Origin of the sequence: Streptomyces sp. NPDC007983 (assembly GCF_042958345.1) — a bacterium.
In the GTDB taxonomy this organism is placed as follows: domain Bacteria; phylum Actinomycetota; class Actinomycetes; order Streptomycetales; family Streptomycetaceae; genus Streptomyces.
This window is the reverse complement of record NZ_JBIBJI010000033.1, coordinates 18,404-35,197: the sequence shown is the minus strand read 5'-3', so window position 1 is coordinate 35,197 and position 16,794 is coordinate 18,404. Positions and strand designations below refer to the sequence as shown.

16 protein-coding genes are annotated in these 16,794 nt (G+C 74.5%); 9 read left to right on the top strand and 7 right to left on the bottom strand.

Going from position 1 to position 16,794, the window contains the following annotated elements; genetic code table 11:
* Positions 1-12 precede the first annotated feature (12 nt).
* Positions 13-2,460, top strand: a complete 2,448-nt coding sequence (locus ACFZCY_RS42980; RefSeq protein ID WP_391186783.1) for a right-handed parallel beta-helix repeat-containing protein — start codon at positions 13-15, stop codon at positions 2,458-2,460.
* Here the strand turns inward: ACFZCY_RS42980 and ACFZCY_RS42975 are convergent.
* Positions 2,430-4,532, bottom strand: coding sequence for a hypothetical protein (locus ACFZCY_RS42975; RefSeq protein ID WP_391186846.1), 2,103 nt, complete (start codon positions 4,530-4,532; stop codon positions 2,430-2,432). The genes ACFZCY_RS42980 and ACFZCY_RS42975 overlap by 31 nt on opposite strands.
* A gap of 535 nt (positions 4,533-5,067) precedes the next feature.
* Here ACFZCY_RS42975 and ACFZCY_RS42970 point away from each other — a divergent pair.
* Both ACFZCY_RS42970 and ACFZCY_RS42965 read left to right on the top strand, forming a co-directional pair.
* Positions 5,068-5,916 (top strand): DeoR family transcriptional regulator, encoded by an 849-nt coding sequence (locus ACFZCY_RS42970; protein ID WP_391186780.1) that lies wholly within the window; start codon positions 5,068-5,070, stop codon positions 5,914-5,916.
* Between the two features lie 56 nt (positions 5,917-5,972).
* Positions 5,973-6,446 (top strand): SRPBCC family protein, encoded by a 474-nt coding sequence (locus tag ACFZCY_RS42965; RefSeq protein ID WP_391186777.1) that lies wholly within the window; start codon positions 5,973-5,975, stop codon positions 6,444-6,446.
* A gap of 19 nt (positions 6,447-6,465) precedes the next feature.
* Here ACFZCY_RS42965 and ACFZCY_RS42960 read toward each other — a convergent pair whose 3' ends face one another.
* Entirely contained in the window at positions 6,466-7,587 is a 1,122-nt protein-coding gene (locus ACFZCY_RS42960) for a pyridoxal-phosphate dependent enzyme (protein WP_391186774.1), read from the bottom strand.
* 175 nt (positions 7,588-7,762) lie between these two features.
* On the opposite strand from ACFZCY_RS42960, the gene ACFZCY_RS42955 reads away from it, so the two are divergent.
* A complete protein-coding gene (locus tag ACFZCY_RS42955) occupies positions 7,763-8,089 on the top strand; it encodes a hypothetical protein (protein WP_361490042.1) in 327 nt (108 codons plus the stop codon).
* A gap of 215 nt (positions 8,090-8,304) precedes the next feature.
* Positions 8,305-8,955 (top strand): ATP-binding protein, encoded by a 651-nt coding sequence (locus tag ACFZCY_RS42950; protein ID WP_391186770.1) that lies wholly within the window; start codon positions 8,305-8,307, stop codon positions 8,953-8,955.
* A gap of 73 nt (positions 8,956-9,028) precedes the next feature.
* On the opposite strand, the gene ACFZCY_RS42945 is transcribed toward ACFZCY_RS42950, so the two are convergent.
* Together ACFZCY_RS42945 and ACFZCY_RS42940 are read right to left on the bottom strand one after the other, a co-directional pair.
* Positions 9,029-9,322, bottom strand: a complete 294-nt coding sequence (locus ACFZCY_RS42945) for an SHOCT domain-containing protein (RefSeq protein WP_391186767.1) — start codon at positions 9,320-9,322, stop codon at positions 9,029-9,031.
* 186 nt (positions 9,323-9,508) lie between these two features.
* Complete coding sequence (locus tag ACFZCY_RS42940; RefSeq protein WP_391186764.1) at positions 9,509-10,762, bottom strand: ROK family protein; 1,254 nt, start codon at positions 10,760-10,762, stop codon at positions 9,509-9,511.
* Here ACFZCY_RS42940 and ACFZCY_RS42935 point away from each other — a divergent pair.
* From ACFZCY_RS42935 to ACFZCY_RS42920, 4 genes are read left to right on the top strand one after another with little or no spacing between them, the layout of a single operon-like run.
* Positions 10,753-11,985, top strand: a complete 1,233-nt coding sequence (locus ACFZCY_RS42935) for an MFS transporter (RefSeq protein ID WP_391186761.1) — start codon at positions 10,753-10,755, stop codon at positions 11,983-11,985. The genes ACFZCY_RS42940 and ACFZCY_RS42935 overlap by 10 nt on opposite strands.
* 49 nt (positions 11,986-12,034) lie before the next feature.
* Complete coding sequence (locus ACFZCY_RS42930; RefSeq protein WP_391186758.1) at positions 12,035-12,769, top strand: maleylpyruvate isomerase family mycothiol-dependent enzyme; 735 nt, start codon at positions 12,035-12,037, stop codon at positions 12,767-12,769.
* A gap of 55 nt (positions 12,770-12,824) precedes the next feature.
* Complete coding sequence (locus tag ACFZCY_RS42925) at positions 12,825-13,070, top strand: DUF6332 family protein (RefSeq protein WP_391186755.1); 246 nt, start codon at positions 12,825-12,827, stop codon at positions 13,068-13,070.
* Positions 13,067-13,966 (top strand): DUF2797 domain-containing protein, encoded by a 900-nt coding sequence (locus ACFZCY_RS42920; RefSeq protein WP_391186752.1) that lies wholly within the window; start codon positions 13,067-13,069, stop codon positions 13,964-13,966. The genes ACFZCY_RS42925 and ACFZCY_RS42920 overlap by 4 nt, the downstream gene beginning before the upstream one ends.
* Before the next feature lie 19 nt (positions 13,967-13,985).
* On the opposite strand, the gene ACFZCY_RS42915 is transcribed toward ACFZCY_RS42920, so the two are convergent.
* From ACFZCY_RS42915 to ACFZCY_RS42905, 3 genes are all read right to left on the bottom strand, one after another.
* Positions 13,986-14,651 carry a response regulator gene (locus ACFZCY_RS42915; protein WP_391186843.1) on the bottom strand — a complete coding sequence of 222 codons (666 nt, stop codon included), beginning with the start codon at positions 14,649-14,651 and terminating at the stop codon, positions 13,986-13,988.
* Positions 14,652-14,656: 5 nt separating this feature from the next.
* Positions 14,657-15,982 carry a histidine kinase gene (locus tag ACFZCY_RS42910; protein ID WP_391186749.1) on the bottom strand — a complete coding sequence of 442 codons (1,326 nt, stop codon included), beginning with the start codon at positions 15,980-15,982 and terminating at the stop codon, positions 14,657-14,659.
* A gap of 94 nt (positions 15,983-16,076) precedes the next feature.
* Positions 16,077-16,784: a WHG domain-containing protein gene (locus tag ACFZCY_RS42905; protein WP_391186746.1), complete on the bottom strand. Its 708-nt coding sequence runs from the start codon at positions 16,782-16,784 to the stop codon at positions 16,077-16,079.
* Between the last annotated feature and the right edge of the window lie 10 nt (positions 16,785-16,794).

The following is a 16,794-nucleotide window of genomic DNA, read 5'->3' as shown; positions in this document are numbered from 1 at the left end:
CACAGCAGCACCATGGCACAGGGCTCGGTCGTCCAGGTGACGCACAGCGGAACGTCGCGGTGGCGGCGCCGCACCGGAGAGTACGCCTCCCTCGCCGCGGCCCTGGAGGCCGCCGGGGACGGTGACGTGCTCTCCATCTCGCCCGGCACCTACCGCGAGAATCTGGTGGTGGGGCGGGCCGTCACCCTGCGCGGCCCCGAGGGCTCCTCGCGCGGCTCGGTGCGGATCGCTCCCGCCGACGGCGTCGCGCTGACGATACGCGCGTCCGCGGTGGTCCAGGATCTGCATGTCGAGGGCATGGACTCGGCGTCGCCCGCGCTGCTGGTCGAGGAGGGCACCCCGGAGCTGACGGACGTACGGGTCGCGACCCGCTCCGCCGTCGGCATCGAGGTGCGCGGCGGCGCCCGGCCGACCGTGCGGCGCTGCACCGTGGACAACCCGGCGGGCGTGGGCCTGAGCGTGCTGGACGGCGCGGGCGGGGTGTTCGAGGAGTGCGAGGTGATGGCGGCCGGGCAGTCCGGGGTCGCGGTGCGCGGCGGCGCCCGCCCGCGCCTGGAGCGGTGCCGGATCCATCACTCGTCGGGCGCCGGGGTCACCCTCACCGGCGAGGGCAGCTCGCTGGAGGCCGTCGGCTGTGAGGTGTACGAGATCCGGGGCGCCGGGGTGACGGTCTCCTCGCGGGCGACCGGGCACCTCACCGACTGCCGGGTGCACCGCACGACGGGCGACGGCGTCAACCTGGACACCGACGCCGTGCTCACGCTCGCGGACTGCGAGATCCACGACGTCCCGGAGAACGCGGTCGACCTGCGGTCACGTTCGGTGCTGACGCTGACCCGCTCGACGGTGCGCCGGTTCGGGCGCAACGGCCTGTCGGTGTGGGACCCGGGCACCCGGGTGGACGCCAACCAGTGCGAGCTGCATGAGAGCACGGGCGACTATCCGGCCGTGTGGGTGAGCGACGGCGCCACGGCCGTGCTCGACTCGTGCCGGGTGCGGGACGTGCCCGACGCGCTGTTCGTGCTGGACCGCGGCTCGCGCGTGGACGTCGTCGACAGCGATCTGTCGCAGGTGCGCAACACGGCGGTGTCGGTGAGCGACGGGGCGACCGCGCAGCTGGACGACTGCCGGATCCGGGAGGCGGCCACCGGCGCCTGGTTCCGCGATCACGGCAGCGGCGGCACCCTGGCGAACTGCACCATCGACGGCGCCTCGACCGGGGTGATCGTCACCAAGGGCGCGGATCCGACGGTCGAGCGCACCACGGTCTCCTCGCCGACGGAGGCCGGGTTCTATGTGTCCGCGGAGGGCCGCGGCACCTTCACCGGCTGCCGGGTGACGGGCAGCAGCGGCTACGGCTTCCACATCATCGACGGCTGCCGCACCACTCTGACCCGGTGCCGAACCGAGCGGTGTGCGCGCGGCGGTTACGAGTTCTCCGAGGCGGGCCCGGCCGTCGAGGACTGCACCAGCGACGAGAGCGCCACCACCGCCGTCACCACCCCGGCGACCGCACCCGCCCTCCCGGCGGCCGCCGTGGAGACCGCCGCCTCGACGGGCGGGCTGCTGGGCGGCATCCCGGCGCAGCGCGCCGCCCAGCCCCCGGCCGTGACGGCCGCGTCCGGCGCTCCCGCCGAGCCGGTGTCCGTACGGCCCTCGACGACGGTGCTGGGCGAACTGGACGCGCTGGTCGGGCTGGAGAGCGTCAAGCGCGAGGTGCGCGCCCTCACCGACATGATCGAGGTCGGCCGGCGGCGTCAGGAGGCCGGGCTGAAGGCCGCCTCGGTCCGCCGCCATCTGGTCTTCACCGGCTCCCCCGGCACCGGCAAGACGACGGTCGCCCGGCTCTACGGCGAGATCCTGGCCTCCCTGGGGGTGCTGGAGCGCGGCCATCTGGTGGAGGTCTCCCGGGTGGATCTGGTCGGCGAGCACATCGGCTCGACGGCGATCCGCACCCAGGAGGCGTTCGACCGGGCGCGCGGCGGGGTGCTGTTCATCGACGAGGCGTACGCGCTCTCGCCCGAGGACTCCGGCCGGGACTTCGGGCGCGAGGCCATCGACACCCTGGTGAAGCTGATGGAGGACCACCGGGACTCGGTGGTGGTCATCGTCGCCGGGTACACCGCGGAGATGGAGCGCTTCCTGTCCGTCAACCCCGGGGTGGCGTCCCGCTTCTCCCGCACCATCACCTTCGGGGACTACGCGCCCGAGGAGCTGCTGCGGATCGTGGAGCAGCAGGCCGACGACCAGGAGTACCGGATCGGCGAGGGCGCGTCGGAGGCGCTGCTGAAGTACTTCACGGCGCTCCCGAAGGGCCCGGCGTTCGGCAACGGCCGCACCGCCCGGCAGACCTTCGAGGCGATGGTGGAGCGGCACGCGGGCCGGGTCGCCCAGCTGAGCGACCCGACCACCGATGACCTCACCCTGCTCTACCCGGAGGACCTGCCCGAACTGCTCTGAGCGGGTCCCGCGTTGCCGTGGGCCGGTCCGGAATCGCTCCGGGCCGGTTGCGGTACGGCCGCGCAGCCGCAGGGTGTTCCCTCGGGGATCCGGGCGATCAGCTCGGCCCGCTCCCGGTCGAAGGCCGGGTCCGCCTGGTACTCGGAGTGCCCCAGGATCGGTGCGGGCAGCGGGTGTTCGGCGGTGCGGCCGTACGCGAGCGGGTCCTTGAAGGCGTCGCAGTCCACCTCGGGCCCGGTGCCGTCGGGCAGCCGGATCGGGCCGCCGATGGGGTCGGTGTAGCGCCACAGGTTGCGCCAGCACCGCACCTCGCCGTGGAGCGAGCGCAGTTGGGCGGGGCCGAAGTAGGCGGGGAACCAGCGTCCGTACAGCCGCTCCAGCGGTGAGCCGTAGGTGAGCAGCGCGATCTGGGCGCGGGTGCGCAGGTCGACCTGCCAGACCGCGGCGGCGGCCAGCACGCTGCCCTGGGAGTGCCCGGAGATGACGAGGCGGCCGCCGTAGGTGCGGGTCCAGGTCTCCATCCGCCAGGTCAGGTCGGGGACGGCGCGCTCGGCGTAGCAGGGCGGGGCGAAGGGGTGCGCGGCGCGCGGCCAGAAGGTGCCGACGTCCCACAGGATGCCGATGGTGCGCCGGGCGGATGGGCTGCGGTAGGCGCGGCGGGCCCAGGTGACCAGCATCAGGACGGCGAAGCCCATCATCCAGGAGCCGAGCGCCTGTGCGGTCTGGGTGGCCGCGTCCACGATGCTCGGGGTGTCGTCGGCGGCCCGCCCCGGCACCTCGTCGGTGGCCAGGGCCCCGGCGACCGCGAGCCCCCCGAGCAGCAGGGTGAACAGGGCGACGGGGCCGACGAGCCAGGGGGCGGAGTCGGTGAGCCCGGCGCGGGCGATCGTGCCGGCGATCCGGCGGGTGCGCACCGCGTCGGCCGTTTCGCCCGGATAGCTGTCCAGGACGTCGGGGATGAGCCGTTCACGGACCCGCCAGGCCCGCAGGGCGAAGATCACGGCCAGCAGCAGGATCATCAGCAGTAACACCGGTATGGCCGTGGCCCACCAGGACAGCAGGATGGGGGGCGCGATGGTGCCGCCCTCGCCCGGGGTGGCGCCGCCGTCCAGCCAGTCGGCGATGCGCTGTGCGACGCCGCCCGCGAGCACCGAGCCGAGTCCGCAGGCGAGCATGGCGACGGCGGGACCGGCCAGCCCGCGCAGCGGGGTGCGCGGGGTGGGCCCCTCCCGGTACAGGACCAGGGCGCACACCGCGATGGCCACGATGAGCGCGCCCTGCGCGATCGCGATCACGCAGAAGGTCTGGTCCCCGGGCAGCCTTCCGTCGGAGACCCAGCGGGGGCGGGACCAGCCCGCGTACAGCAGGGCGAGCACCAGCACGCCGAGCGCGGCGCCGGGCAGCGCAGTGATCGTGAGGCGGTCCAGTTCGCTGTCGGCCCTGGTCTCGCTGCGGCCGCGGCGGCACACCACGTACACCACCACGCACCCGCCGGCCACCACCAGGGTCAGCAGCGTCCAGCCCAGGGCGGCCGGCAAAGCGCTGCCCCCCGCTCCGCGGTCGTACCCGGCGGTGGCCGCGGTGACGGCCGCGGCGATCGTCAGGAATCCGGCGGCGGTGTGGGCGGCGCGCAGCCGGGCGACGATCCGGCGGCCGTACCAGAAGCCCGGCAGGCACAGCGCGGGGCGGTTTTCCGACTCGGGGCAGGTCTCGTCCACCGGCAGCTCCAGCGGTGCCTGCGACTCGTACGCGCTCCAGGTGCGGTTGGACAGGTACCACAGCAGGCCGACCAGGGCCGCCGGTACGACGGCGGTGAGCGCGAGCCGGCGGCCGGGCTGGCTCCACCAGCCGTCGTCCCCGGCGGACAGGAAGCCGAGCCAGGTGCCGTCGGAGCAGTCGGGCGAGCCCGCGCACTGCCAGGCGACCAGGTCGAGGGCCACCTCGCAGGCCCCGGCGATCAGCAGCACGGTCAGGCTGAGCGCGACCAGGCGCACCAGCAGGCCGTAGGTGCGCACGGTCCGCTCCCGCCGGTCGGCCGCGGGGCGCATCCAGTGCGCCAGGTTGACGACCATGAAGGGCAGCAGGAGCAGCCACAGGGCGCGGGCGCCGTTGCCGGAGGTGAGGTTGGACCAGACGTACGCCTCGCGGACTGGGGCGTCCCGGTAGTCCTCCGGCCGGGACTCGGCGTCCATGTCGTCGATGCGCCGGTAGACCGCGGCGGTCTCGTCGCCGGTGAGCGGGGTGGTGCGCGGATCGCTCAGCATCTCCTGGGGGGTGGCGCCGCCGACGCCGTGGACCAGCAGCTCCAGATCGGGGGGCGGCCCACTGTCCGGGGGCGGCGGCGACACCCCCAGCGTCTGCTCCACCCCCGCTGCCGATGCCCTCGTACCCGTGGTCGATGCCACCGTGTCCCCCGATCCCGGTGTTCGTGCGGTCGTTCCGTCCCGGTGTTCGCTCCAGGATTGTGCCCAGCGGGGTGGGACCAGGACCATGACAGGCCGGGCGTGGCGAAATCGTAACCCCCGGTCCTCCGGGGACCGGCTGTCCGTCCCCCGTGCGAAGATGGCCGCGCGGGCGACACGCGCCGACCGGAAGGGAACGGGCAGGGTGAGCGACAACCAGAACCTCCTCGCCGAGCAGCGGCGCGCCCTGATTCTCGACGAGGTCAGACGGCGCGGTGGAGTGCGGGTCAACGAGCTGACGCGCAAGCTCAACGTGTCGGACATGACGGTCCGTCGCGACCTGGACGCGCTGGCCCGGATGGGCGTGGTGGAGAAGGTGCACGGCGGCGCGGTGCCGGTCGCCGAGGCGAGCACGTACGAGCCGGGGTTCGAGGCCAAGTCGGGTCTGGAGCTGAGCGCCAAGGAGGACATCGCGAAGGCCGCCGCCGCGATGGCCGCCCCGGGCACGGCGATCGGGCTGGCCGGGGGTACGACGGCGTTCGCCCTGGCCCAGCAGCTGCTGGAGGTGCCGGATCTGACCGTGGTGACCAACTCGGTCCGGGTGGCGGACGTGTTCTACACCGCGCAGCGGTCGGCGGCGCTCGGCGGCGCGGCGCCGCGCCCGGGGGCGGCCACCGTGGTGCTCACGGGCGGGGTGCGCACCCCGTCGGACACGCTGGTGGGGCCGGTCGCGGACGCCGCGGTGCGCTCGCTCCACTTCGATGTGCTCTTCCTCGGGGTGCACGGCATATCGGTCGAGGCCGGGCTGTCCACGCCGAACCTGGCGGAGGCGGAGACCAATCGCCACTTCGTACGGTCCGCGCGGCGGGTGGTGGTGGTCGCCGACCACACCAAGTGGGGCACGGTGGGCCTGAGTTCGTTCGCCTCGCTGGACCAGGTGGACGCGCTGGTGACGGACCCGGGGCTGCCGGCCGGGGCGCGCGCCGAGATCGCCGAGTATCTGCCGGAGCTGGTGGTGGCGGGCGAGCCGGTCGAGGCCGCGTCGGAACTCTGACGCCCGGCGGCGTCGGACATCTGACGGCGTGACAGATGTGCGGCTATCGTGACCCCATGGCATACCGGTTGCGTTCCGTGGGGCTGGACTACACCGAAACCGCCCCGGTCCGACTCGCGTTCATCGCCGAGGCGTCGGCGCCGCCCGAGGCGGTGTTCGGGGCGCTGGCCGACGTCGAGGGCTGGCCCCGCTGGTTCCGCCAGGTGTCCGACGCCCGCCCGACGGCCGACGGGACGGGCCGGGAGATCCGGCTCATGGCCGGCACCCGGTTCCGCGAGACGATCATGGCGACGGACCCGTGCGAGCGGTACGCGTACCGGGTCGACGAGACGAACGTGCCGGGGCTGCGGGCGCTGCTGGAGGAGTGGCGGCTGGTGCCGTGGCACTCCGGCACGGTGGTGCGCTACACGTTCGCGCTGGACGGCACGGCGGTGACCCGGGCCGCGGCGCGGGCCTTCCGCCCGGTGCTGCGGCGGGCGTTCCACGACGCGGTCCGGTGCCTGGACCGGCGCCTGACGACGACGGTCTGAGGCGCCTTCGTCCGATGAGCTAGTCCGGCCAGTGTCCGGTCGCCAGGAAGGCGTCGATCGCCTTCGCGTGCGGCTCGATGTCCAGCCCCTGCTCCTCCAGCCAGGCGTCCGAGTAGTACTTGTCCAGATACCGGTCACCCGGGTCGCACAGCAGCGTCACCACGCTCCCCGTGCGCCCCCGCGCCACCATCTCCGCGACGATCTTCAGCGCGCTCCACAGCCCGGTGCCCGTGGAACCGCCCGCCTTGCGGCCGATCGCCCGCTCCAGCGCCCGTACGGCCGCGACGCTCGCCGCGTCCGGGACCTTCATCATCCGGTCGATCGCGCCGGGCACGAAGCTGGGCTCCATCCGGGGGCGGCCGATCCCCTCGATACGGGAACCCGACTCGCTGCACGCGTGGGCGTCGTGGTCCACCCAGCCGTCGAAGAAGCACGAGTTCTCCGGGTCGGCGACGCACACCCGGGTGTCGTACTGCATGTAGTGCACGTAGCGCGCGATGGTCGCGGAGGTGCCGCCGGTGCCCGCCGTGGCGACCACCCAGGCCGGTTCGGGGTAGCGCTCCAGCCGCAGCTGCTGGTAGATCGACTCGGCGATGTTGTTGTTGCCTCGCCAGTCGGTCGCCCTTTCGGCGTAGGTGAACTGGTCCATGTAGTGGCCCCCGGACTCGCCCGCGAGCCTCATGGACTCCTCGTACATCTTCCGCGGGTCGTCCACGAAATGGCACTGGCCGCCATGGAATTCGATCAGGCGGCACTTTTCCCGGCTCGTCGTGCGCGGCATCACCGCGATGAAGGGGACGCCGATCAGCTTGGCGAAGTACGCCTCGGACACGGCGGTGGAGCCGCTGGACGCCTCGATGACGGGTTTGCCGGGGCGGATCCAGCCATTGCACAGCCCGTAGAGGAAGAGTGAGCGGGCGAGCCGGTGCTTGAGGCTCCCTGTGGGATGGGTGGACTCGTCCTTGAGGTACAGGTCGATCCCCCACCGCTCCGGAAGCGGGAAGCTCAGCAGGTGCGTATCGGCGGAACGCTGCGCGTCGGCCTGCACTTTCCGGACGGCCTCCTTGAGCCAGTTCCGGTAGTCGTGGTCGCTGCGGTCCACGTCAACCGTGTCGACGACCGTCCGCGTCGTACTGTCCACGCCGCTCCTCGTGCTTGTGCCCCGTGCCCGGTCCGAGTGGCATACTCGGTCCGTTTCGATCCTAAATGGACCCCGGTGCGCCCTGGTGCGGCGGCCCGGTCACGGGCACACTGCGCAGCAGGGAGAATGAGGCAGCAGCGCTTGCCAGTCGGAAGCCACCGGGGAGGCGGTCGTGATGGCCGATACCGAGTTCAATGCCAGGGGTGTACGGATCGAGCGATTCCTGCGCTCGGTCACCCGCGCCGGACAGGTCTCGATCAAGGACGGCAGGCTGCAACTGCTGACCAGCTACGGGCGCGAAATCGACAGCGCCCCCGTGCAGTCGGTCCGGGCGAGCAAGCCGTGGTTCGTGGACGGCGACCAGGCCATGGCGACCGTCAACGGCACCCGCTACCGCCTCACCCTCGGCCAGCAGGACCCGGCCAAACCCTCCGGATCCGGTGCCGCCAGCCGCTTCCTCGACGCCGTCCGATCCGCCCGGGGGCACGCCCGCAAGGGGTGAGGCGGCCGAGTTGCGCATGCGCGCGGGGGGACCGACCCTGGACGAGCATCAGTATCACTGAGGGTCAACAAGCGGTGACGCTGAGAACCGGCCCACCGGTCGCGCACAGCAGCCACCACTGCTGCACGCGTTCGTCGCCCGCATCTGCATCAGGCTAGCCCCAACTTCTTCAGGGAGTCGCAGCCGTGATCAGTCGTCCTAGCAGGCATTGCACGGTGGAGCTGCAAGCCCTGCCGTCGCGGATCGGTCAGGTCCGCAGAATCGTGTCGGCGCAGTTGCGCTACTGGCATCTGGATCCGCTCATCGACCCGGCCGCGCTCGGCGTCACCGAGCTGCTCACCAATGTGCACCGGCATGCCGAGCCGGACAAGCAGTGCACGGTGGAGATCGCCCTCATGCCGGACCGGCTGACGGTCTCGGTCCGCGACCAGGATCCGCGGCTGCCCAAGGTCCGCGCATGCGACCCCGTATCCACGCACGGCCGGGGGCTCGCGCTGGTGGCGGCGGTCAGCCAGACCTGGGGGATGCGCGTACGGGACGACGGCGGCGGCAAGGTCGTCTGGTTCACCCTGGCCGTGCCGCAGCCCGCCCCCGTGACCGGCTCGCCGTACGCGGCGTACGGAGCCGCCCGCACCGCGCCACCGCACCGCGCGACCGTCTCGCGCCCGGCACCGGCCCCCACCCCGGCCTCCGCGCCGGCCCCGCTGTCCCCGGTGACTCCGGTGTCCCCGGTGACCCCCGTATCCGCACCGGCCCCCGTGGCGGCGCCCGCCCCCGCACCGGCGGTGGCACCCGTATCGGCGGCACCGGCCGCACCGCCCGTACGGGAGCGGGCACCGGCCGCCCGATCGGCCGTATCCCACTGAGCGAACGGATCGTCACCGGGCGTCCGGGCCGCCCCGCCCCACGACGGACGGGACGGCCCGGACGTCCGAGCGCTCAGCCGGCGGCGCCCTTGGTGTGACGGCCGAACTGCTCGTCCAGGACGGACAGCCGCCGCCAGTACTCGTCCTCGTCGATCTCACCGGCCGCGAAGCGGCGCCCGAGCACCACGATCGGCGACAGCTCGCCGAGCGCCGGGCGGCCCTGCTGCCAGGGGGCGCGTCCGCGCCACACCGTCCGCCGCAGCAGGAAGATCCCGCCGCCGACGACCAGCGCCCACATCAGGGGGAAGAAGACAATCCACGGACCGGGTCCGGGTCCGTCGGCGAAGCCGTGCGCCAGGGTGTTCATGGTGATCGCGCTCCTCGGTGGTTCCGCAAGGTTCGTCTCCGAGCGTCCCGCCCGGCGGCGCCCGGGTCGTCGTACGGCCGAGGGCAGTTCGTCTCGTCCCCGGGGAGTACGGCGACCGCTACCAGGTGCTCCACCCGTCGGCCCCCGGCCCGGCCGCGCTCCCCGGGGGACCGGTAGCGAGTACCGCTACGCCGCGCCCAGCGCCGCCAGCGGGTCGTCCAGCACCGGCTGCCACGCCAGCTCCGCCGCGCCCACCAGGCTGTCGTGGTCCAGCGTGCACGGCAGGATCGGGACGCCCCCGCTACGCCCCCACAGGCTGCGCTCGGCGACGACCGCCCGCAGCCGCTCCGGGTCGGCCTCCAGCAGCTCGCGGTGGAGTCCGCCGAGGATGATGCGGTCGGGGTTGAGGATGTTGACGAGCCCGGCGAGCCCGAGGCCCAGCCGGTCGATGAGCTGCTCGACGGCGGCCCGCACCGACGGTTCGGCGTAGTCCTCGCGGATCAGGTCGCGCGCCTGCTGGAGCAGGGAGCCCTCGGGGCCGGGATCGCGCCCGGCGGCGTTGAGGAAGGCGAGCGGGTCGGCCTCGATGTCCAGACAGCCGCGGCTGCCGCAGTGGCAGGGCGGCCCCTCGGGGTTGACGGTCAGATGGCCGACCTCCAGGGCGAGCCCCGCGCTTCCGGTGTGCAGCCGTCCGTCGAGGACCAGCGCGCCGCCGACGCCCCGGTGCCCGGTGGCGACGCACAGCAGATGCTGGGCGCCGCGCCCGGCGCCGTGCCGGTGTTCGGCGAGCGCGGCGAGGTTGACATCGTTGCCCGCGTGGCCGGTGAGGGGTTCCCCGTCCGCGCCGCGGACGCCCGCCGCGGCGAGGCTCCGGGTGAACAGCTCGCGCACCGGCGCGCCCGCGGGCCAGGCGATGTGCAGCGGGTTCAGCGCGGTGCCCTCCGGTTCGGCGACCGCGGACGGCACCGCCAGCCCGGCGCCCACACAGCGGCGGCCGGTCTCGCGCAGCAGCCCGGCTCCGGCCTCGACGACCGCGTCGAGCACGTGCGCCGGGTCGGCGGGCACCGTCATGCAGCCGGGGGCGGTGGCGACGATGGTGCCGCCGAGCCCGACGAGCGCCGCCCGGAAGCCGTCGGCGTGCACCTGGGCGGCGAGCGCGACGGGTCCGCGCGGGGCGACCGCCAGCCGGTGCGACGGGCGGCCCTGCGCCCCCGCGGAGCCGAGCGGGCGCGCGTCGACCTCGATCAGGCCGAGCGCCTCCAGCTCGGCGGCGACGGCCCCCGCGGTCGCGCGGGTCACCCCGAGTTCGGTCGTGAGCACCGCGCGGGTGGGCGCGCGGCCGGTGTGTACGAGCGCCAGTGCCGGGCCGAGAGCGCCCCGGCCCCGCTCGAGCCTTGTCCGTGTCTGGGTCACGCCCCTATTCTCACTTTGTGCCGACATCAAACAAAACATGGACGGCCATGACAGGGAAACGCGCCGCCGCCACCCCGGAACGCGCCCTCTCCCAACTCCGCGCCGCCCTCACCGCGTTGTTCGCCCTGGACGGCTTCGTCTTCGCCGGGTGGGTGGCCCGTATTCCGGCGATCAAGGATCAGACGGGTGCCTCCGCCGGCGCCCTGGGACTGGCCCTGCTGTGCGTGTCGGTGGGCGCCACGGCCACCATGATGATCACCGGCCGGCTCTGCCGCCGCTTCGGCAGCCACGCCACGACGGTCGCCCTCGCCGTGCTGCTCTCGCTCAGCGTCACCCTGCCGCCGCTGACCCATTCCGCGCTCGCCCTCGGGCTGGTGCTGCTCGTCTTCGGCACCGCTTTCGGCGGGCTCAACGTCTCCATGAACAGCGCGGCCGTCGATCTCATCGCCGCGCTGCGCAGGCCGGTCATGCCCAGCTTCCACGCGGCGTTCAGCCTGGGCGGCATGGCCGGGGCGGGGCTCGGCGGGCTGCTCGCGGACCATCTCTCCCCCACCCGCCATCTGGCGCTGCTGGCCGCCGTCGGGCTGGTGCTCACGGCGGCCGCGGGCCGGACGCTGCTCTCCGTTCCGCCGCCGTCGCCGCCCGAAACGGATACGAGCCCGGCGGCCGAGGCATCCGGCGGAGCGCGGCGGGGCCCCGCGCGCTGGCTGGTCGCCGTGTTCGGCCTGATCGCCCTGTGCACGGCGTACGGCGAGGGGGCGATGGCGGACTGGGCCGCGCTCCATCTGCACCAGGACCTCGACGCGTCCGCCGGGGTCGCCGCCGCCGGTTACTCCGTCTTCGCCCTGACGATGGCCATCGGGCGGCTGTCCGGCACGATGCTGCTCGAACGGCTCGGCCAGACCACGACGTTGGCCGCGGGCGGCGCCACCGCGGCGGCCGGGATGCTGCTGGGCGCGCTCGCGCCGACGGTCTGGCTCACCCTGCTCGGCTTCGCGGTGACCGGGCTCGGCCTGGCCAACCTCTTCCCCGTGGCCATAGCCCGGGCGGGCGCGCTGACCGGCCCCAGCGGGGTCGCCGCGGCCTCCACCCTCGGCTACGGCGGCATGCTGCTGGGCCCGCCCATGATCGGCTTCCTCGCCGACTGGTTCTCGCTGCCCGCCGCGCTCACCACGGTCGCGGCGCTGGCGGCGGTCGCGGCCGTCGTCGCGTACGCCACGCGCAACGTCGCGCGCCCCGGTGTTGGTTGAATTCCGCCAGGTCACCCCGCATGTCGGTGGCGGCTGGCAGAATTCCGCCATGGAGATTGCCGAGCTGATCGACGTCCTGGATCGTGAGGGACACCTGCTGGCCGACGCCGCGGCCAAGGCGGGCACGGACGCCCGGGTGCCCACCTGCCCCGGGTGGCAGGTCCGGGAGCTGCTGTCGCACATCGGGCGGGTGCACCGGTGGGCGACCCGCTATGTCACCGAGGGCCTGACGGAGCGGGTTCGGCTGAGTGACGAGCCGGAGCGGGACGGCGCCGAGCTGGTGGCCTGGTATCGGGAGGGGCATCGCGCGCTGGTCAAAGCGCTGACCGACGCCGATCCGGCCCTGGAGGCCTTCACCTTCCTGCCCGCCCCCTCGCCGCTGGCGTTCTGGGCCCGGCGGCAGGCCCATGAGACGGCGATCCACCGGGTCGACGCGGAATCGGCGCTGGGGGCGGACCACTCGCCGTTCGACCCGGCCTTCGCGGCGGACGGGATCGATGAGCTGCTGGTCCGCTTCCACGGGAGGGAGCGCAGCCGGGTGCGGCTGGACACCCCGCGCACCCTGCGGCTGCGGGCCACCGACACCGACGATGTCTGGACGGTGCGGCTCTCCGAAGAGCCCCCGCACGCCACGCGCGGCGCCGAGGGGGACGCGGACTGCGAGCTGACCGGCCCGGTCGGCGAGCTGTATATCGTCGCGTGGAACCGGCTGCCGTACAGCGCGCTGAGCGGCAAGGGCGATCTGTCGCTGGCGCAGGTGTGGCGGGAGCACTCGGGCGTGTGAGCGGATGGATCGAGGTACGAACCGCCTTTCGGACCCGACAGAGGACTGATGCCCGATGACCGGACCCCGTAGCCAGGCCGACCGGGACGCGCTCACCGTGGAGATCGTGTTCGCCGTCGTCACGGGCGCGCTGCTGGCGGCCGTCCTGTTCGTCGCCGTCGCGAGCCCCGCGCTCTTCGGCGAGCTGGGGCGGGCCCAGGAGGCGGCATGGCGGACGGCCGCCGCCATCGCGGCCACCGCCGGGTTCGTCCACCGCGTCATCAGGGTGCTGTGGCTGCCGCCCCGGAGGAAGGGCGGATGACCGGAGACCGGCGGTGGCGGTGCGCGGGGCTGCGCTGGTCCTCCGGCTCCGGCCCCGCGCTCCTGTGGCGCCACCCGGCCCATGGTGAGCGGACGTCGGCGCTGACACCGGGCCGCCCGCTGGCCTTCACCACCGGGCCCGGCCGCCGCTGCACCGGGGTGCGCCGGGGCGCCCGGCACAACCCGTGCCCGGACGACGCCGAGGTGGCCGCGTCCGCCGTCTCGTCGCAGTGTCCGGACTGCGCCCGGCTCGACCGTTCGTACTCGGTCGCCGCCGACACTCACGCCGACGACCCCCGCCCGTACGACCTCTATCTCGCCTGGTTCGGGCCCGGGTTGATCAAGGTCGGCATCACGGCGGCCGAGCGGCAGGGCGTGCGGCTGCTGGAGCAGGCCGCGCTCTCGTACGCCCTGCTCGGCCGCGGCCCGCTGATGGCCGCGCGGCGCGCGGAGGCCGTGCTGGGCGCGGCGCTCGGCGTCCCGGACCGCTTTCCGTACGCCGCCAAGCGCGCAGCCCGCGAGGAACCGCCGCCCCGGGAGCGCCGCGCCGCCGAGCTCGCGGCGCTGCACGCGCGGGCGGGTGGGCTCGGCGGTCTGCCGGAGTCGCTGGCCCTCACCGCCTTCGCTCCGGTCCACCACGACGAGGCGTTCCACCTGGAGCGGCTGCGTCCGGTGCGGGGGGTGATCCGGCTCGCCGCCGATCGCACGGTGGCGGGACGCGTCGATGGCGTGGCGGGCCCGGACATCCATCTGACCGCGCCGGACGGCCGCGCCCTGCTGCTGGACGGCCGTCTGCTGGCGGGCCGTCCGCTGGGAGCGGCCGCGGCGGACGCGGAGACGACGGCCCCGGTGGAGGTTCCGGCGCGGGAGGCCGCGAGCCCCGAGGCGCTGTTCTGACGCGGGGGCCCCGGGCGCGTCAGCCCAGCCATCCCGGGCGCACCAGCCCGGACTCGTAGGCGAGGACGACGAGCTGGGCGCGGTCGCGCGCGCCCAGCTTGACCATCGTGCGGCTCACATGGGTCTTGGCGGTGAGCGGGCTGACGACCAGCCGCCGCGCGATCTCTTCGTTGGACAGACCGATTCCGACCAGGGCCATCACCTCCCGTTCCCGCTCGGTCAGTTCCGCGAGGACCGAGGCGGGCGCGGGCTCCTTCGAGCGGGCGGCGAACTCGGCGATGAGGCGGCGGGTGACCCCGGGCGACAGCAGCGCGTCGCCGTCGACCACGGCCCGCACGGCGCGCAGCAGTTCCTCCGGCTCGGTGTCCTTGACCAGAAAGCCCGAGGCGCCGCCGCGGATGGCCTCGAAGACGTATTCGTCCAGCTCGAAGGTGGTCAGCATGACCACCTTCACCTCCGCGAGGGCGGGGTCCGCGGTGATCCGGCGGGTCGCGGCGAGACCGTCGAGGAGGGGCATGCGGATGTCCATGAGCACGACGTCGGGGCGGTGCTCCCGCACCTCCTTCAGGGCCTGCTCCCCGTCGGCGGCCTCGGCGACCACGTCGATGTCCGGCTGGGCGGCGAGCAGCGCCCGGAAGCCCGCGCGGACCAGGATCTGGTCATCGGCGAGCAGGACGCGGATCACTCGGCTCACGGTGTCTCCTCGGTCGCGTCGGGAGCGGCGGGTTCGGCGGGCGCATCGGACTCGGCGCGCGTGGCGGTCGCATCGGTCGCGGCGGTGAGCGGGATGCGGGCCCGCACGCGGAAGCCGCCGTCCCGGCGCGGGCCCGCCTCCACCGTGCCGCCGAGGGCCGCCGCGCGCTCGCGCATGCCGACCAGGCCGTTGCCGCCGCCCGTGGCGCCGTCCGCCGTGTCGTTCGTGGTCGCCGGACCGTCGTCGTCCACCCGCAGCTCCAGTCCGTCCGGGGCGTACGACAACCGGACGCGCGCGGTCCGGGCGCCGGAGTGGCGGACGATGTTGGTCAGCGCCTCCTGGACGATGCGGAACGCGGCCAGGTCCGTGCCCGGCGGCAGGGCGGCCGGTGTGCCCCGCGTCGCCACCTCCACCGTCAGCCCCGCGCTCGCGGCCTGTTCGGTCAGCTCCGGCAGCCGGTCAAGACCGGGGGCGGGCTGGCGCGGCGCGGCGCCGGAGGCGCGCAGGGTGTCCAGGACCTGGCGGACCTCGCCCAGCGCCTCCTTGCTGGCCGCCTTGATGGTGGTCAGCGCGGTGCGGGCCTGTTCGGGGTCCTGGTCGAGGAGGGCGAGGCCGACCCCCGCCTGCACGTTGATGACCGAGATGCTGTGGGCGAGGACGTCATGCAGTTCGCGGGCGATCCGCAGCCGCTCCTCGTCCGCCCGGCGCCGTACCGCCGCCGCCCGCTCCGCCCGCTCGCGGGCCCACTGCTCGCGCCGTACGCGGACGAGTTCGGCCGCGGCGAGCACCACCGCCGCCCAGGCCGCGACCGCCACTTCCTGTCCCCATCCGGCCGGCCGGTCGCCCGGGGGCGGCAGCCAGCGGTAGAGCCAGTGCGCGATGAGCAGCCGCCCCGCCCACAGCGCGCCGACCGCGCACCAGGCCGCCACCCGCTGCCCGGCGGCGATGGCGGCGACGCAGGCGACGACGACGCTGAGGAAGACCGGGCCGTTGGGGCCGCCCGCGGCGAGGTAGCCGAGCGTCACCGCCGAGACGCCGAGGACGGTGAGCCGGGGGTGGCGGTGGCGCAGGAGCAGCAGCGCGGGCCCGGCCAGCAGCAGGGCGTAGAGACCGGGGCCGAGGTCCGCCCGGTCGGGCTGCCGGTGGGCGGCGACCGTCGTGCCCACCAGCTGGATGACGGCGACCGCGAGCGCGGAGCGCCAGGGCACGGCGGTGCGCGGCGGGCCGAACGGCCCTTCGCCCCACGGCCCTCCGCGCCACCACCCGCCCGGCCCGCGCCCCGGCCCGCGCTCCGGCCCCCGCTCCCCCGTGAATGCGTGCATACGGGTAACGCTAGACCGGCCACCCGCGTACGGCGTCCCCCGCGCGCGGTGGCCGCCCGTACTCCCGCCGGAGTAGGCCCCGGGGCACGGGCCGCTACCCCAGGCCCGCTTGCCGTCCCAGGGCGGTGGCGGTGTGCGTGAAGAACTCCTCGCGCGCCTCCACCACCCCCTGGAACTGGCCGAACAGCTCAAAGCTGATCATCCCGAACATCTGCGCCACCGCCGCGACGAGCGCCGCGAGCGCCGCGGCGGGCAGCTCGGCACGGGGACTGCCGAGGACGTGGGCCAGGGTCGCCATATCCGCCCGCACTCCCTCCGGCAGTTCCGCCTCCTCCGGTACGCGCAGGGCGCCCGCGGCATGGGCGTCGCGCGCGACGGCGATGAGGGCGAGAGCGACGCGGGCGGCGGGGGCGACGGTGTCCTGGGGCGCCGAGTAGCCCGGCACCGGGGAGCCGTAGATCAGCGCGTACTCATGCGGGTGGGCGAGCGCCCAGCCCCGGGCCGCCCGGCAGACCGCGGTCCAGCGCGCCACGGGCTCGCCGTCCCCGCGCGTCGCGTCGAGCGCGGCCTCGGCGGCGGCGCCGATCGCGTCGTACGCGTCCACGATGAGCGCGGTCAGCAGCTCGTCACGGCTCGGGTAGTAGCGGTAGAGGGCGGAGGAGACCATGCCCAGCTCGCGGGCGACGGCCCGGAGCGACAGCTTGGCCGCACCCTGGTCGGCCAGCTGGCGGCGCGCCTCTTCCTTGATGGCGGCGGTCACGTCGGCGCGGGCCCGTTCCCTGGCCCCTCGGATCGCGGTCATGCGGCCCAGT

Excerpts from the sequence above, each read along its gene's own strand:
- ACFZCY_RS42975 (WP_391186846.1), bottom strand. The coding sequence starts at position 4,532 with ATGGTCGTCAACCTGGCGCACTGGATGCGCCCCGCGGCCGACCGGCGG.
- ACFZCY_RS42920 (WP_391186752.1), top strand. The coding sequence starts at position 13,067 with ATGACCGGAGACCGGCGGTGGCGGTGCGCGGGGCTGCGCTGGTCCTCC.
- ACFZCY_RS42980 (WP_391186783.1), top strand. The coding sequence starts at position 13 with ATGGCACAGGGCTCGGTCGTCCAGGTGACGCACAGCGGAACGTCGCGG.
- ACFZCY_RS42945 (WP_391186767.1), bottom strand. The coding sequence starts at position 9,322 with ATGAACACCCTGGCGCACGGCTTCGCCGACGGACCCGGACCCGGTCCG.
- ACFZCY_RS42955 (WP_361490042.1), top strand. The coding sequence starts at position 7,763 with ATGGCCGATACCGAGTTCAATGCCAGGGGTGTACGGATCGAGCGATTC.
- ACFZCY_RS42965 (WP_391186777.1), top strand. The coding sequence starts at position 5,973 with ATGGCATACCGGTTGCGTTCCGTGGGGCTGGACTACACCGAAACCGCC.
- ACFZCY_RS42940 (WP_391186764.1), bottom strand. The coding sequence starts at position 10,762 with ATGTCGGCACAAAGTGAGAATAGGGGCGTGACCCAGACACGGACAAGG.
- ACFZCY_RS42910 (WP_391186749.1), bottom strand. The coding sequence starts at position 15,982 with ATGCACGCATTCACGGGGGAGCGGGGGCCGGAGCGCGGGCCGGGGCGC.
- ACFZCY_RS42930 (WP_391186758.1), top strand. The coding sequence starts at position 12,035 with ATGGAGATTGCCGAGCTGATCGACGTCCTGGATCGTGAGGGACACCTG.
- ACFZCY_RS42925 (WP_391186755.1), top strand. The coding sequence starts at position 12,825 with ATGACCGGACCCCGTAGCCAGGCCGACCGGGACGCGCTCACCGTGGAG.
- ACFZCY_RS42905 (WP_391186746.1), bottom strand. The coding sequence starts at position 16,784 with ATGACCGCGATCCGAGGGGCCAGGGAACGGGCCCGCGCCGACGTGACC.